Genomic DNA, 16,095 nt, shown 5'->3' on the forward strand with positions numbered 1-16,095 from the left:
TACCCAAAAAAGAAATAGAAAATATAAGTAAAATGAAACACGCTAAAATCATCCAAGATTTAGAAAAATTAGGGATTAAAGGAAATTACGAAGTAGTGTACAATCCGTCTTACGAAGAATTGTATCAGGCTGAAGTTTCTCTTGAAAATCAAGGTTTTGAGAAAGCTGAGCTTACGGAATCTGGTGCAGTATCAGTAAAAACAGGAATTTTCACAGGTCGTTCTCCTAAAGACAGGTACATAGTTCAGGATGATGTTACAAGAGAAACGATTTTCTGGGACGGAAAAGTAAACTTGCCGACTACTCCGGAAATTTTTGCGTCTTGTAAAGATTTAGTGCTGAACCAACTTGCTGCTGCAAAGAAAATTTATGTAGTAGATGCTTTCTGCGGAACCAATGCAGATACGAGACTAAAAGTGAGGTTCATCGTTGAAGTAGCGTGGCAGGCACATTTCGTTACCAATATGTTCATCCGTCCTTCTCATTATGAGCTGGAAAACTTTGGTGAGCCGGATTTTACCGTAATCAATGGTTCTAAAACAACGAATCCAAACTGGGAAGCACAGGAACTGAATTCTGAAAACTTCGTGATGTTCAACCTTACTGAAAAACTTCAGATCATCGGAGGAACATGGTACGGCGGAGAAATGAAAAAAGGAATGTTCGCAATGATGAACTATTACCTTCCGTTAAAAGGAATGGCTTCAATGCACTGTTCTGCAAACGTTGGAGAAGAAGGAGACGTAGCTCTTTTCTTCGGACTTTCAGGAACGGGAAAAACAACTTTGTCTGCAGACCCGAAAAGATATCTGATCGGAGACGACGAACACGGTTGGGATAACAACGGAGTTTTCAACTATGAAGGAGGTTGCTACGCAAAAGTAATTGATCTTTCGGAAGAAAAAGAACCGGATATTTTCAGAGCCATTAAAAGAGATGCGCTTTTGGAAAACGTGGTGGTAAACAACGGAGTTTCAGATTATACAGACGGATCGATCACAGAAAACACAAGAGTTTCTTATCCTATTTATCATATCAATAAAATTGTTCTGCCTTCAAAAGCAGGACACGCTAAAAAGATCGTTTATCTTTCTGCAGATGCTTTCGGGGTATTGCCTCCGGTTTCTATTCTGGATGAAGATCAGGCACAATACCATTTCCTTTGCGGGTATACATCGAAATTAGCGGGAACTGAAAGAGGAATTACCTCTCCGGAACCGTCTTTCTCTCCTGCATTCGGGGAAGCTTTCTTAACATTGCACCCAACAATGTACTCTAAAACATTAATCGGGAAAATGAAAGAACACGGTGCAAAAGCATATCTGGTAAACACCGGATGGAACGGAACAGGAAAAAGAATTTCTCTGAAAGATACAAGAGCCATTATTGATGCCATCATCGACGGATCTATCGAAAATGCTCCGAAAACAAGAATTCCGATTATGAATCTGGAAGTTCCTACAGCATTGCCAAATGTTTCAGAAGGAATCTTAGATCCGAGAAATACTTATAATGATGCTTCTGAATGGGAAGAAAAAGCAAAAGACTTAGCTTCAAGATACATTAAAAACTTTGAGCAGTACTGCAACACCGAAGAAGGTAAAAAATTAATTCCTTCCGGTCCTCAGTTACAAGAGCAGACAACCAACTAAAAATAAAAAATCCTCATCGCAAGATGAGGATTTTTTATTTGTATTCCTGAAAATTTCTCGTGAAATTATTTCAGACTTAAAACAGCCAGTCTGTAGCCTTCCATCCCGAAACCGGATAAAACAGCATCCGTATTTGCCGCAGTTACAGATTTCTGGCGGAATTCTTCTCTTTTGTAAATATTGCTGATGTGAACCTCAACTTTTGGTTTTCGGATGTTTTTTAAACAATCTGCAATAGCATAAGAATAATGCGTAAAAGCTCCCGGATTAATAATCAGGGCATCAAATTCATCTTTCTGGAGCTGATTGATAATTTCACCCTCGATATTAGACTGATAATATTCCAGTTGATGGGAAGGAAAATCGGTTCTTAGACGATTCAGGTAATCCTCCATGGAAACTGTTCCGTAAATTTCGGGCTCTCGGGTTCCTAATAAATTCAGATTGGGACCATTCACGATAAGAATTTTCATTGAAAATAATTTATTCAAAGATAGCACATTTTAAAAACACAATTAAATGGTATTTTTAAGATGTTTCTGGAAATATTCCGAAGGCGTTATCCCTTCAATCTGTTTAAAAGCACGGTTAAAAGTCGACTGGTTCGAAAAACCGGCTTCCGTATATACATACATCAGGGTTGATTTTTGAAAATCGATTTCAGTGAATAACTTTTTCACATAACTTACTCTGCATGTATTCAGATAACTGTTAAAATTAGGATATCCTTTGTAACGGATTGCTTTTGAAATATAACTGCTGTTAACTTCCAATGCAACACTCAACGCAGAAAGGTTGAATTTCATATCCTTAAATAACAGTTTTTCATTCATGGAAATTTCAATTCTGGAAAAAAGTTTTTCCATACTCTCTATGTTTTCGGCAGTACTTTCGGCAGAGATATCCGCTGTTTTTTTATCCTCTGCAATTATTATCTTTTCTGTTTTCTCAAATTCCGAAAGAATTTCCAGCCTTCTTATTTTGTCTTTATAATAAATAAGCAGCGTAACCACTAAAATATTAGAAATAATGATGATAATATCTGTGAACAAAACCGTTTTCTGGGTACGTTCAGGAAATTCCAGATTGAAATTTGCGGTAATAAAATAACAGGCTAAAATAATAAGTACGGTATAAAGCGTGTAAAGAAAAACCTCTTTTTTTGAAAAGAAAATGTAGGCTCCGATAGGAATTGGCAGATACCAGCAAAAACTTACCACAGAATAATCCCAAAATGCCAGTACAATATAAATATTGAAAAGAGGCGCAATTAAAAGATGAAGATGAACAATTGTAGATTGTTTAAATCTTCCTCTCATCAGAAAATAAGTGTATCCCAGAAAAAATAATGCCGATCCCAAATACCAGATAAGAAAATTATCATAAGTATAAAATGTAAAGATAAAAATATAAAAAGCTAAAATGGCAAGCATGAGAATCACATACCTGTCCATGAGTTCCTGTTTCAGTTTTTCAATTTGTTCAAATTTTGTACTCATTTGTATTTTACTTCATTTTTACAAGTTTAAGCAGGCATTTTCAATAAATGACTTTTTTAAAGTATTGATATGTAAGCAAATATAATCATTGTAAATCATTTTCAGAATTATGATTTGCATAGCTCTTTTTTTGATTTATCAGAGGAAATAACTTTGCAAAACAATTTTTAACTAAAAAATGTACAAGATCAATGCTCCTAAGAATAGGGCATTTTTGTGACAAGGTGATGAAGATCTTTTTTTATTTATTACAAACAAAAAGAACAATAGAGTTCAAAATTAGAGAAAATAAATTGATAATGAATATTAATTAAACACGTCATTCCGATTTTTCATAAAGTCAGTATATAAAGAATATTTAATCTGCATAAAAAATAAACAGATCAATCAGAGTCTATAAATTCTAAAAACAACAAATGAAGCAAAACTGAAAATGAGTTTTTAAAAAGTCTTTTTCAAAATCCCTTAAAAAAACATTCTTATGAGAAAAATTATTTTATCGATGACCATCGTGGCCTTTAATCTTTTTTATTCCCAAGTGGGGATTAATACATCCAATCCAAAAGGTATTTTTCATGTAGACGGAGCAAAAGACAATCCATCAACAGGAAATCCTACGGCTGCACAACAGGCAAATGATTTTGTGGTAACCTCTTCCGGTAATGTTGGGATTGGAACCAACTCACCAAATTCTTCTGCACTGCTGGACGTGAATGCAGACGGATTGGCTTCAGGAAGCAAAAAAGGTTTTTTGGGTCCGAAAGCAGCGCTAACTTCACAGACAGACCAGATCACCATCCCTTCTCCGGCAACAGGACTCTTGGTTTACAATCTAGGAACCGGAGGATTAGTCTATAACGGATATGTTTTTTGGAACGGAACAGAATGGAGAACCTTCAACAACGGATCTTTAGCACCCGGAACAGTAGGAACAATTACCTGTAACGGAATTACCCTCTCTCCAAGTACATACACAACAGGAGTTCCTTATACCGGCACAATGAATGTCCCTTATACCGGAGGAAACGGAGGAATTTATGCTGCACAGACAATAGGTCCTGTAAACGGACTTACCGCAACTTTATCCGCAGGAAATTTTAACTCCGGCTCAGGAACGCTGAGTTATACCGTTTCCGGAACACCTACCGTAACAAGTCCCATTACAACTACATTTTCTTTAAATATCGGAGGCAAAACATGCAATGCCGTAATTGGAGCAGGAGACGGACTGGCTCCCGGAGATCTCGTATTTTACAAAGCCGGATTTTCCGCAAATGTCTCTGGCTGGATGAGTGCTTTTATTACAGATTTGCCGATTATCGGAGGAAAAATAAGACTTGATGCATGGTTCAACGGAGCTTCCAACGGAGGAAACGGAAGCGTAACGATGTGGCCAAGACTGGTAAATACATCTTCATCTCCGGTGAAACTGTGGTTTAGTGCCTTAACCAACGTAGACCGTTTTAATGCCTCAAATTATCTTTTGGCTCCAAGCACACCTACAGGTTCAGGAGCTACCCTTGCTCCTTCTGCGTACATGGAACTGGATAACGGAATTTACTATGGAGTAGGATATAATGATATTTTAGGATCTACAATACCAAGAACAGAAGGAAGCGGGCAAGGAGGACATCAGGAAGTACTTACAATGGATCTTTCTTTAGATGATAAATGGTACAGAGTCTATTATTTCCCAACGGTTGATAATATGAATACAACAAGTACAGCAGATAATATGAGAGTAATTTATCTGTCGATCCAAAGATTATACTAACACTTCAGTATTTTGAAGCAGTGTGTTTTTCATGAGTGGTTTGTAATGAGCCACTCTTTTTTTGTGAACTTTTTTTAAAATGCTTAAACATTCTCAGAAACAAACTTTAAAACCATTACCTTTGAATAGAGATGTTAAATAGAATCGTATGAAAAAGGACATTGAGAATAAATTAATAAATAAAAATACCAAACCTACAAGCATGAGGATTTTGGTGTATGATTTTTTAAGTTCTCAGGAAGCCGCCCTTTCTCTGTCGGAAATTGAAAATCATTTTGAAAATGCAGACCGCACCACAATCTACCGTACCTTAAAAACATTTGAAGAAAAAGGAATTGTTCACAGCATTCAGGAAAATACGACAACAAAATACAAACTCTGCCACGATGGATGTGATGAACATACCCACAAAGACTGGCATCTTCATTTCTACTGTAAAATCTGCAAACAGACCACCTGTAAAGAAGATATTTCGTTTCCCGAAAACATTCAGACCCAATTCAGGATCGACGAAATAAGGCTTTTTGCTAAAGGAATCTGCGAAAACTGTCTGGAAAGTTTGCAATAGCATTGCACGCATTTTGACTGTAATTTTGAATAAAAATTTAAGTTATGGAAGAATGCTGCAGCACAAAACCGAAAAAAGAACACCAACATCATCATGAAGGTCACGACCACGATCACCATCATTCTCATGAGACGGGAGATCAGTCTGTTTTCAGGATGTTTCTTCCTGCAATCATCTCTTTTGGATTGTTATTAGTAGGCATTACTTTGGATAATTTCATCAAAGCTGAATGGTTTTCCGGCTGGATTCGTCTGGTTTGGTACTTCATCGCCTATATTCCGGTTGGTCTTCCGGTTTTGAAAGAAGCGTTCGAAAGCATAAAAAACGGAGATGTATTTTCCGAGTTTTTCTTAATGGGAATCGCCACCGTAGGTGCTTTTGCGATCGGAGAATATCCGGAAGGAGTTGCGGTTATGCTTTTTTATTCCGTTGGCGAGGTTTTTCAGGCAATGGCAGTAACAAGAGCCAAAACCAATATCAAATCTTTACTCGATCAGCGTCCCGATGAAGTAACCGTTTTAAAAGACGGAAAACCTCTGATTATGAAAGCCGAAAAAGTAAACATCGGAGATATTATTCAGTTAAAATCCGGAGAAAAATTAGGCTTAGACGGAGAATTATTATCTGAAACCGCATCATTTAACACTTCTGCTTTAACCGGAGAAAGTAAACCCGATACCAAAACAAAAGGCGAAACTGTTCTGGCCGGAATGATCAACCTCAATACAGTAAGCGAAGTAAAAGTGACAACCGCTTACAAAGACAGCAAACTGAGCAAAATTTTAGAACTCGTTCAGAATGCGACTGCTCAAAAAGCTCCCACCGAATTATTCATCAGGAAATTTGCGAAAATCTACACCCCGATTGTCGTATTTCTAGCAATCGGAATCACATTTATACCTTATTTATTTATAGAAGAGTATCAGTTCAGAGCGTGGCTGTACAGAGCATTGGTTTTCTTAGTGATTTCCTGTCCGTGTGCGTTGGTGATTTCTATTCCTTTGGGATATTTCGGAGGAATCGGAGCAGGAAGCCGAAACGGAATTTTATTTAAAGGAAGCAATTTCTTAGATATTTTGGCAAACGTTCAGAATGTAGTGATGGATAAAACCGGAACGATGACGGAAGGTGTATTCAAAGTTCAGGAAGTTAATTTTAATGATGAATGTAATACAGATGATATTTTAAAACTCGTTAATGCTCTGGAAAGTAAAAGTTCTCACCCTGTTGCAACGGCTATTCATCAATATGTGGGAGAAGTCGATCATTCGATTCTGTTGGAAAATGTTGAAGAAATCGCAGGTTATGGTTTAAAAGCATCCATCAACGGAAAAGAACTGTTGGTCGGAAACTTCAAACTGATGGATAAATTCAGTATCAAATATGATGTTCAGCCTGAAAATAGGGTGTATACTTTAATCGCTGTTGCGTATGATAAAAAGTTTGTCGGGTATTTAACGATTGCAGACTCCATTAAAACGGATGCACAGTTAACCATCAGTAAATTAAGATCTTTAGGAGTAAAAACCACAATGCTGAGCGGAGATAAATCCTCTGTCGTGAAACACGTTGCCGATACATTAGGCATTCAGAACGCTTACGGAGATCTGCTTCCCGAAGACAAAGTGAATAAAGTAAAGGAAATAAAAGCAAAAAATCAAACCGTTGCTTTTGTAGGAGACGGTGTGAATGATGCTCCCGTTGTCGCGTTAAGCGATGTCGGGATTGCGATGGGCGGATTGGGAAGTGATGCGACGATTGAAACAGCAGATGTTGTCATTCAGGATGATATGCCGAGTAAAATCCCGATGGCAATCAACATTGGAAAGCAGACAAAGAAAATCGTGTGGCAAAATATTATTCTGGCATTTTCCATTAAGGCGGTTGTTCTAATTCTCGGAGCCGGAGGTTTGGCAACCATGTGGGAAGCCGTTTTCGCCGACGTTGGAGTCGCTTTACTTGCCATTTTAAATGCGGTAAGAATTCAACGGATGAGGTTTTAATAAGCCGGAAGAGGGAAGTAGGATGAAAGAAGTAAGATGATAAAAGTTTATTGTATTGCACATATATTGCCAAATGATTTTTACTCATCAATAGGAACGGGCTTTAGCCCGTTTGCAAGGATAAATTTTTCAATCCGGCTTTAGCCAAAATTTATTTTCTCCTACAGATTTCGCAGATTCTTTAGTTTCATCATAAAGTATTTGTATTCATCTGTGAAAATCGGTGGTTTTCGCGGTAGAATATTAATCAGCTTTATCTGCAAAATCTGCGGGAGAAAATATAAAGTTTCCGCAGATTTTAATGCTTTAAATTATTATCCGAAGCTTTGGGATCTAAGAAATCTCTACGAAAATAAAGCGTACAATTAAACCATTACCAAAACTGACTTTCATCATAATCTGTCTTAAAAACAAAATTTCATTAGTATATTTGTAGAGTAGAATATAGCATTGAAGTTTTTCGTTTCCATATTTATCATTTTTACGATTGCATTACGTCCCGTTTTGCCTTTGATTAATTATGCCGTTAATTATGACTACATCGTAAAAAACCTTTGTGAAAACAGAAACATTCCGCAATCCACCTGCAAAGGAAAATGCTACGTTGCCAAAGAATTGGCAAAAACAGAAAAACAGTCCAATACCAATCAGACAGTAAAAATTTCAGGACTTGATGTATTTATCTCCCATGAAATACTTTCCTTTTCAGATAACAGTCAGTTGAGTGCTTTAAACAAAAACTCAGACTCACGTTACATCAATTTCCATACTTCAGAATATTTTTCCAGAATATTCCATCCTCCTTTAGCTTAATATTATTTTCAGCTAATTCTTTGGCTGAATTCATACCAAAAATAAAGTATAGCTATCACTTGCTGAGTGTTAACGCCTTTGCGAACCCATAAACATTAAGTTTACAAAAAACTTGCGAGCTTAGCGTTAAATTAGATTTATTGTAGTTATCTGTAATTTGTCTTCATAAAAATCTTTGGGCTCTTAGCGTTACAAGACATTATGATTAATTAAGGATAAAGCAAGAAATTCATCAGTAAGTTTAGTTAAAAAATCAATCCATTCAAACATTAATAATTTCAATGTAAATAAAAATGAAATCAAAACTTATCTTAACAGCACTATTGTCTGTTTCATTAATGGCATGTGCACAGGAAACCCCTAAAGTAAAGCATAAAAAAGCAAAAACAGCCGCAAATTCCGGAACAAAAACAGTAAAATTTGCCAATGCGGTAGACCCGATCTGCAATATGCCCACTGAAGCCGATATGAAAGACACGGCAGTCTATAAAAATAAAACGTACGGTTTTTGCAGTGCTTACTGTAAAGACGAATTCAAAAAGAATCCTGAGAAATATGCCAAAAAATAAAAAGACCAGCAATTCCAAAAGCAAATTAATCGTTCCGATTGTGATTATTGCTCTGCTTTTTCTGGGAATAGGTGTCGGAATGGGGTATTTCAAAAAGAATCTGTACACCGTAATGAAAGTTCCCGATTTCAAATTAACCGATCAGAACAACAAAACGGTTACCAATAAAGATATGCTCGGAAAAGTCTATCTGGTCGAATTTTTCTTCAGCAAATGTCCCACGATTTGTCCGGTTATGAATACCAACATGAGAGCCATTGAAGAGGAGATTAACAATCCGGATTTCGGAATCATCTCCATAAGCATTGATCCGGAAAATGATACTCCGCAGACATTAAAAGAACACGCACAAAGAATTGGCGTAAAATCTCCGAACTGGCATTTTTTAACCGGAAACAGAGATTATATTGGTAAATTAGCAGATCAGTTCAATATTTATGTCGGAGATAAGGAAGATGAAAGCGAAAGTCTTAATCACAGCGGAATGATTGCCCTTGTAGATAAAGAAGGAAATATCCGTTGCCGATATAATAAAGACAATATGCCGATTTTGTATTATTCGGGATTAAACTATGAAGATCCGGAAGGAAAAACTCCGAAACTGACCGGGAAATACCATCCCGACAGAGAAATATTGATAGAGGATATTAAAAAATTATTGAAATAGAGGTTTGGAAAATGGAAGTTAGAGGCTGGAAGTTTTATGGAGTATGTAAAAGAACTTCAGGCTTCCACCATCTGTCTCCCAGCCAAAATAAATCACATAAAAATAAAATAGTATGAAGATTTTGAAAGTAGCTGCTCTGAGTGCAGTTTTTGCAGCGCAGTTTGCGTTTGCACAGTTTAAGCAGACACCGTTGCCGTATGCTTACAATGCGTTGGAAGGAAATATCGACGCACAGACAATGGAAATTCATTATTCCAAACACGCAGCAGCCTATGTTGCAAACCTGAATAAGGCAATCGCAGGAACGCCGCAGGAAAAACAAACCTTATTCGAGATCATGTCGAATGCCTCAAAATTACCGGCTGCCGTAAGAAATAACGCAGGAGGACATTACAACCACGAGTTGTTCTGGACCGTCTTAACTCCGGAAAAAAATACACAACCTTCTGAAAAACTTGCAAAAGCAATCAATGAAGCATTCGGAAGCATGGATGCTTTTAAAGCGAAGATGGCAAAAGCCGGAGCCGACCGCTTCGGATCAGGATGGGCATGGCTTTCTGTGGATAAGAGCGGAAAATTATTTGTTTCCTCAACACCCAATCAGGATAACCCTTTAATGGATGTTGTAGAAGAAAAAGGAACCCCTATTTTCGGGATCGATGTTTGGGAACACGCATATTACCTCAAATATCAGAACAAAAGAGCAGATTATTTAACCGCAATCTGGAACGTAACCAACTGGAAAGAAATCAGCAGAAGATACGAAGAAGCAACGAAAGCAAAAAAAGGGAAATTCGATGATTGGCAGGCTATGAAAGATTTTCACACCGTGATGTCTCAGACTTTCCATCCTGCGGAAGAAGGCAATCTTCAGCCTATCAAAACAAGAGCAGCAGAAATGGCAGCAAAAGCAAAAGCATTGCAAACTTCGGCTGTTCCTGCTGAATTTAACAAAAAAGGCGTGAAGGAAGCCATTGCAAAACTTGCGAAGGACAGTCAGGATCTTGAAAAACAAATCAAGAAAAAAGATTCTGATGCAAATATTACAAAATCTCTTACAGTTCTGCACGATACTTTCCATACAATTGTAGGATTGTGTTCTGCTGAGGATGAACATTAATTGATTGATATAAAAGGCAGCTTATTAATTTTTGTAAGTTGCCTTTTTATGTTTAATATCATATAACAAAACAAAAAGTATTATTAAATTTGCTCCGTGAAATATATCATTTCTATTTTCATGATTATTCAGATGACAATACGTCCGATATTGCCATTTATAGATTATACAGTTAATTACGACTATATAACTAAAGAACTTTGTGAAAACAGAATGAAACCAGAGTTAATGTGTAACGGTAAATGTTACCTTTCAAAAGAACTCTCAAAAACTCAGGAGCAGGGAAACAAAAGCAGTCAGAAAATAAGTCTGAATTCCATAGATATCTTTATCGTAAATGAAAGTTTAGACGACAGCTTCATCCTCAAATCAAATATTCTGAAAAATACTGTCGGTACATTCAGTGCCGATTCTTATCATCATTTACACTATTTTCAGGTTTTTCATCCTCCATTAGTGTAGCATAATCTCTTCTGTTTCTGAAAATGCAGAAGAATAATTTCCCGGACAATCTATAAAGGTTTTTCTGATATTGTTTTACAGTGTCAATGTTCAGCAATTGCATAAATTAAACGTTTAGCTGTAATGCCACGGCTATAATCGCTGGGCTTTGGTCTCCTTATATTTCAGAGGATACGCAATGCTGAAAATAAAAACTGTGTTTTTATAAAATCCTGTAAAATAGTGTTCAGAAAATTCCTCAAAAATATCAACAAAACTTTTTTCTTCAAGAGAATCGGGATCTGCTCATAACAGAATGGGTTTAAGAAATCGTTTCGTTTCCATAATTGATTTTTACAGATCAGTTCATTAGAGCATTTTGCCGATTCTCTTATTTGTTTAATATATATCCGGAGCAAAAATATCCCGGATCGAAATTTTATAAAGATATGTTTCAAAAAATATTATCTGTAATAGCTTTCTCTTTTTTCAATCTTATTTTCTCCCAGCAATATTCGTGGAATACTCAGGGGATTACCGTTGCCGGAGGAAACGGAGCGGGCGGTGCAAATAATCAGCTTAATTTTCCTTACTCTGTTTTTATTGATAGCAGCAGCAATCTATATATTACAGACACCCAAAATCATAGAATTGTAAAATGGGATTCGGCATTAAATCAGGGAGTTACTGTTGCCGGAGGAAATGGTTCGGGAGGTAATTCCAATCAGCTTAATACTCCTACTTGTGTTTGGGTAGACGATAATAAGAATATCTATGTTCTGGATTCGTTTAATGCAAGAATTCAAAAGTGGGAACCCAATGCCGTAACAGGAATTACTGTTGCCGGAGGAAATGGAGAAGGAGCAGCACTTAATCAACTAAACAAGCCTGGTGGATTTTATCTCAGAGGAAACACCTTCTATATTGTTGATGCAGGAAACAGCAGAATTGTGAAATGGGCAATAGGAGATTCTTCCGGAACTTTGGCTGCTGCGGGTACTTATGGCGCAAATGCAGATCAGTTAGCCAATCCTTCTGTTAACGGAACCATCTATGTAGACAACAATGAGAATCTTTATGTAACAGATTATATTAACAACAGGGTACAGAAATTTTCTTCAGGCAGTACAAATGCAGTAACAGTTGCGGGAGGCAATGGCTCCGGAACCGCTAATAATCAAATGAAAGCACCCAACGGTATTTTTATGATGAACGACGGAACAATGATTATTGCTGAATACACAGGAAGAAGAATCCTTTCCTGGAAAGAAGGACAGACCAGCGGAAATGTGATTGCAGGAGGAAACGGAAATGGAAGTGGAGCAGATCAGTTCAAAAGTCCAAGAGGAGTTTTTGTGGCGCCAAGCGGAGATCTTTATGTTACAGACATGGGAAACCACCGCATCCAGAAATTTATCTTCAACGGAACACTTTCTACTCAGGATGAGATTAAGCATACCGTTTCCAGTTCCATATATCCTAATCCGGCAGATGAGGTCATTCATATAACTGCGAAATATCAGATTGAAAGCATCAAAATTTTTGATGGTTCAGGGAGAGATGTTACAGGAAACAATTCCGTTAAAAACAATTCTGTACTTACGGTTCAGAGTTTAGAACCGGGAGTATACTTCCTTCATCTTTTTGGGAAAAAAGAACATGAAACTTTAAAATTTATCAAAAAATAAATACTAAACAACAATAATTTTTACAATTAAATTTAATCAAAATGAAAATTTACAAATTCTTATCATTACTCTTCGTAGCAATTACATTACTTACCGTTTCGTCTTGCAGCAATAATGACGATGAAGAAGTTCTGGACACGACTCCGGGAAATTTACAGCTAAAATTCGAAAACGGATTCAATAACCTTGGAGATATTGTTTTAAACCAGACTACACAAACTTCCGTTAACGGACAAAAACACCAGTTTTCTACTTTGAAATATGTAATCAGCAACATCACTTTAATCGATGAAAACGGAGGAGAATTCAAATACCATTACAACGATCCGGATAACGGAGCCTTTATCGTAGATCAGGCAGAAGCTGTTGCCGGAATTAATTACATCAACCTGAAAGAAGTTCCTAAAAACAATTATAAAAAAGTAAGAATCGGTTTAGGCATCAGTCAGTCAGCTTATCTTTTGGGGCAAAGCGGACAGGGAATTTTCTGGCAGAAAGCAAAAACTGCTGGAATGGCTTGGTCTTGGGCGGCAGGATACATCTTCACAAAACTGGAAGGTAAATACGGAACTTCTTCAGCCACTACAGAATTTATGAACCATTGTGGAAATATGGGGAACACTGCAGCAAACAACACTGCAGATCTTTACCGTGAAATTACCCTTGATTTTCCTTCAACGGCAAGAGTATCAAAACAGATTACACCATCGGTTCACATTTTAGCGGATCTTAACCAATATCTGAGCGGACAGACTGCTTTAACATTGGATACTTCTAACGACATGGCAATGGGATCAAACCAGCATTTGGTGAATGTTACCAATAATATTTCTAAAATGTTTAAAGTAGATCACGTTCACAATGATTAATTTTTTCATACAATCCAAAAGAGGGCAATTCTGCTCTCTTTGGATTTTTCTCTTTATTGTGGTATTTCCCCTGACTTCCTGCACGGAAGATGAGGTTTTGGAGCCTTTACCAAAAGATGAAGCTTATCGTCTCGACAAACCTGCGGGTTTTCCGGACATCACTTTTGATATTACAGGAAATCCGGTCACGGTGAATGGAGTAGCATTGGGGAAAAAACTCTTTTACGAAGGAAAATTATCCAGAAATAATACCATTTCATGTGGTTTCTGCCATATTCAGGAATATGCTTTTACCCATCACGGTCACACCGTAAGTCATGGAATTGATGACCGATTAGGCATCCGAAATGCACCACCAATACAGAATATGGCATTTCTGAAAAATTACACATGGGACGGAGTCAGCCACAATCTGGACGAAAGATCTCTGGTTCCCATTACCACAGATTTTGAGATGGACAGCTCGCTTCCTGAAGCGGTAGGAAAATTAAATGCTGATGCAAATTACAAGAAAATGTTTAAAGCAGCGTTCGGTGACGAAAACATTACCGGTGAAAAAATTCTCAAAGCAATTTCGCAGTTTATGGCAACCATGATTTCCGCGGATTCAAAGTACGACAGGATGAAAAAAGGAACAGAAGTATTTTCAGCAGAAGAAAATCAGGGAATGGCTCTGTTTCAGAATAAATGCGCATCTTGTCATTCGGGAGACTTATTTACCGATGAAAGCTATCGGAATACTGGAATGTATTATAATCCGCAGTTTGACGACAGAGGAAGATATCGTGTAACGCTGGACTGGAATGACAATATGAAATTTCGTGTTCCAAGCCTCAGAAATGTAGAATATACAGCACCTTATATGCACGACGGAAGACTTTACAGTTTGGAAGCAGTTATGAATTTTTATTCTGATAATGTAGAAAACCAGCCTAATCTCGATCCGTTGCTGAAACAAAACGGACACGTTGGAATTCCTATGACCGCTTCTGAAAAACAGAACATCATCGCATTTCTGAAAACGTTAAGCGATAAAAATTTTATAACGAATTCAAAATTTGCAGAATAATAAAATTATGAAGAAGGTATTTTTAACATTGGGTTTAGCCGGATGTTTTTTTAGTCAGGCAAAAGAAATCCATGACAGTTTATTTATTCGTAAAGAATTTAGTCCGATGGTCTTTGATGATTGCGACGCTTGTGGCTGCGCCGCAGGAAACGGTTCTTCCGGCTTTGAATCTTTACTGAATCCTCAGTTTATCGGCGTTAAATATTTTGCACAGCATTACAGAGCCAAAGAAAATTTATTCGTCAATGATCTTACGCAGGATCAGTATTTCAATACGCTCCAGCTTTGGGGAAAAATTCCGGTTGCCAAAAATGTAAGTGTATATGCAAGTATTCCGTTTCAGTTTCACACCAAAAAAACGTTGCAGGGAGATATCAAAATTGAAGGAATCGGAGATGCGAATGTAATGGGAATCTATCAGATCATCGATTCCAAAGATTCTTCCCATCAACTGAATGGAGGTTTCGGCGTGAAAATTCCGATCGGAAAATTTGATGAAAAAGGAATCACAGGAGTAAATCCCAGTTTTCAGCTTGGAACAGGAAGCTGGGATTATCAGATGGTTTTAAACTATAAATTTCAGAAAGATAAACTGGCAGTGTTGCTGAACACCGATTATACTTTAAAAACAGAAAACAAAAAACATTACCGTTTCGGAAACCAGTGGAATTATGGAGCAACAGGATTTTACAGACTCTGGAAAAATGAAAACAGCATTCTTTCGGGAAAATTCGGGATGCAGGGGGAAGTCTACGACTGGAACAGACAGTTCGGAGAAGTAATGCCTAAAACCGCCGGAAGTGCTTTGTACGGAAAATTAGGTTTTGAAGCCTCCTACAAAAAATTCAGTTTGGGAAGTGAAGTAATGCTTCCTGCTTACACAAATCTTGCCGGAGGAGATATTGAAGCCAAATCCCGGTTCAGCATTTTCGTGAATTTTGGGATTTAGATTTAGATATTCATTCATCTTAAAAAACCTTCATTGTACAAGAGGTCACTGAAAAACTAAATCTTTATTAACCAATAAAAAAGGAGTGTAAAACGTATAGTTTTACGCTCCTTCTTTGTATATTAACACTGCATTTAAGAGTAAAGCAGATGTTAATACAGCAGCAAAAAATTCAGTTGAGTTCCTATTCTGGGTTGTATGATTTGATTGTTCCGAAAGACAATCTTCTTCGGAAAATTAATGAACTGATTGATTTTTCATTTATCTATGAAGAACTTTTAAATAAATATTGTTCAAATAACGGACGCCATGCGGAAAGCCCTGTGCGAATGTTTAAATATCTTTTGCTGAAAAGCATTTACACGGTTTCTGATGTGGATGTGGTGGAGCGTTCTCGCTACGATATGTCGTTTA

15 protein-coding genes and 1 pseudogene are annotated in these 16,095 nt (G+C 37.1%); 14 read left to right on the top strand and 2 right to left on the bottom strand.

All coding sequences use genetic code 11. The annotated features are described in order from the left end of the window. Window positions 1–32: 32 nt before the first annotated feature. Window positions 33–1,652, top strand: coding sequence for a phosphoenolpyruvate carboxykinase (ATP) (pckA, locus tag H6W52_RS07570; RefSeq protein WP_116097398.1), 1,620 nt, complete (start codon window positions 33–35; stop codon window positions 1,650–1,652). A 65-nt stretch (window positions 1,653–1,717) separates the two neighbouring features. Here pckA and H6W52_RS07575 read toward each other — a convergent pair whose 3' ends face one another. Continuing rightward, complete coding sequence (locus H6W52_RS07575) at window positions 1,718–2,125, bottom strand: type II 3-dehydroquinate dehydratase (protein ID WP_108410003.1); 408 nt, start codon at window positions 2,123–2,125, stop codon at window positions 1,718–1,720. Window positions 2,126–2,167: 42 nt separating this feature from the next. After that, window positions 2,168–3,151: a helix-turn-helix domain-containing protein gene (locus H6W52_RS07580; RefSeq protein ID WP_116097400.1), complete on the bottom strand. Its 984-nt coding sequence runs from the start codon at window positions 3,149–3,151 to the stop codon at window positions 2,168–2,170. A 481-nt stretch (window positions 3,152–3,632) separates the two neighbouring features. Here H6W52_RS07580 and H6W52_RS07585 point away from each other — a divergent pair, with 481 nt between their 5' ends. From H6W52_RS07585 to H6W52_RS07645, 13 genes and pseudogenes are all read left to right on the top strand, one after another. Further along, the gene (locus H6W52_RS07585) at window positions 3,633–4,925 is read left to right on the top strand and encodes a hypothetical protein (RefSeq protein WP_185144398.1); all 1,293 of its coding nucleotides are present in this window, start codon (window positions 3,633–3,635) and stop codon (window positions 4,923–4,925) included. A gap of 148 nt (window positions 4,926–5,073) precedes the next feature. Beyond that, the gene (locus H6W52_RS07590) at window positions 5,074–5,493 is read left to right on the top strand and encodes a Fur family transcriptional regulator (RefSeq protein WP_087706550.1); all 420 of its coding nucleotides are present in this window, start codon (window positions 5,074–5,076) and stop codon (window positions 5,491–5,493) included. A gap of 353 nt (window positions 5,494–5,846) precedes the next feature. Next, the gene (locus tag H6W52_RS07595; RefSeq protein ID WP_372487771.1) at window positions 5,847–7,496 is read left to right on the top strand and encodes a heavy metal translocating P-type ATPase; all 1,650 of its coding nucleotides are present in this window, start codon (window positions 5,847–5,849) and stop codon (window positions 7,494–7,496) included. A 450-nt stretch (window positions 7,497–7,946) separates the two neighbouring features. After that, window positions 7,947–8,309 (top strand): hypothetical protein, encoded by a 363-nt coding sequence (locus H6W52_RS07600; protein ID WP_116097404.1) that lies wholly within the window; start codon window positions 7,947–7,949, stop codon window positions 8,307–8,309. 293 nt (window positions 8,310–8,602) lie between these two features. Further along, the gene (locus H6W52_RS07605) at window positions 8,603–8,878 is read left to right on the top strand and encodes a YHS domain-containing protein (protein ID WP_029297872.1); all 276 of its coding nucleotides are present in this window, start codon (window positions 8,603–8,605) and stop codon (window positions 8,876–8,878) included. Beyond that, entirely contained in the window at window positions 8,865–9,545 is a 681-nt protein-coding gene (locus H6W52_RS07610; RefSeq protein ID WP_116097406.1) for an SCO family protein, read from the top strand. The genes H6W52_RS07605 and H6W52_RS07610 overlap by 14 nt, the downstream gene beginning before the upstream one ends. A gap of 112 nt (window positions 9,546–9,657) precedes the next feature. Beyond that, window positions 9,658–10,317: pseudogene (locus tag H6W52_RS07615) on the top strand (superoxide dismutase); the annotation flags it as partial. Window positions 10,318–10,761: 444 nt separating this feature from the next. Continuing rightward, a complete protein-coding gene (locus tag H6W52_RS07620; RefSeq protein ID WP_123891948.1) occupies window positions 10,762–11,127 on the top strand; it encodes a hypothetical protein in 366 nt (121 codons plus the stop codon). Window positions 11,128–11,555: 428 nt separating this feature from the next. After that, window positions 11,556–12,794, top strand: coding sequence for a T9SS type A sorting domain-containing protein (locus H6W52_RS07625; protein WP_123891949.1), 1,239 nt, complete (start codon window positions 11,556–11,558; stop codon window positions 12,792–12,794). 41 nt (window positions 12,795–12,835) lie between these two features. Beyond that, the gene (locus tag H6W52_RS07630) at window positions 12,836–13,663 is read left to right on the top strand and encodes an MbnP family protein (RefSeq protein ID WP_116097412.1); all 828 of its coding nucleotides are present in this window, start codon (window positions 12,836–12,838) and stop codon (window positions 13,661–13,663) included. Next, on the top strand, window positions 13,656–14,732 hold the full coding sequence (locus H6W52_RS07635) for a cytochrome-c peroxidase (RefSeq protein ID WP_116097414.1): 1,077 nt from the start codon (window positions 13,656–13,658) through the stop codon (window positions 14,730–14,732). Before H6W52_RS07630 ends, H6W52_RS07635 begins: the two co-directional genes overlap by 8 nt. Window positions 14,733–14,739: 7 nt before the next feature. After that, on the top strand, window positions 14,740–15,681 hold the full coding sequence (locus H6W52_RS07640) for a transporter (RefSeq protein ID WP_116097416.1): 942 nt from the start codon (window positions 14,740–14,742) through the stop codon (window positions 15,679–15,681). A 149-nt stretch (window positions 15,682–15,830) separates the two neighbouring features. Beyond that, on the top strand, window positions 15,831–16,095 hold a 265-nt coding region (locus H6W52_RS07645), incomplete at its 3' end, for a transposase (RefSeq protein ID WP_185216628.1).

Source organism: Chryseobacterium sp. C2(2020) (genome assembly GCF_014218915.1).
In the GTDB taxonomy this organism is placed as follows: Bacteria; Bacteroidota; Bacteroidia; order Flavobacteriales; family Weeksellaceae; genus Chryseobacterium; species Chryseobacterium mucoviscidosis.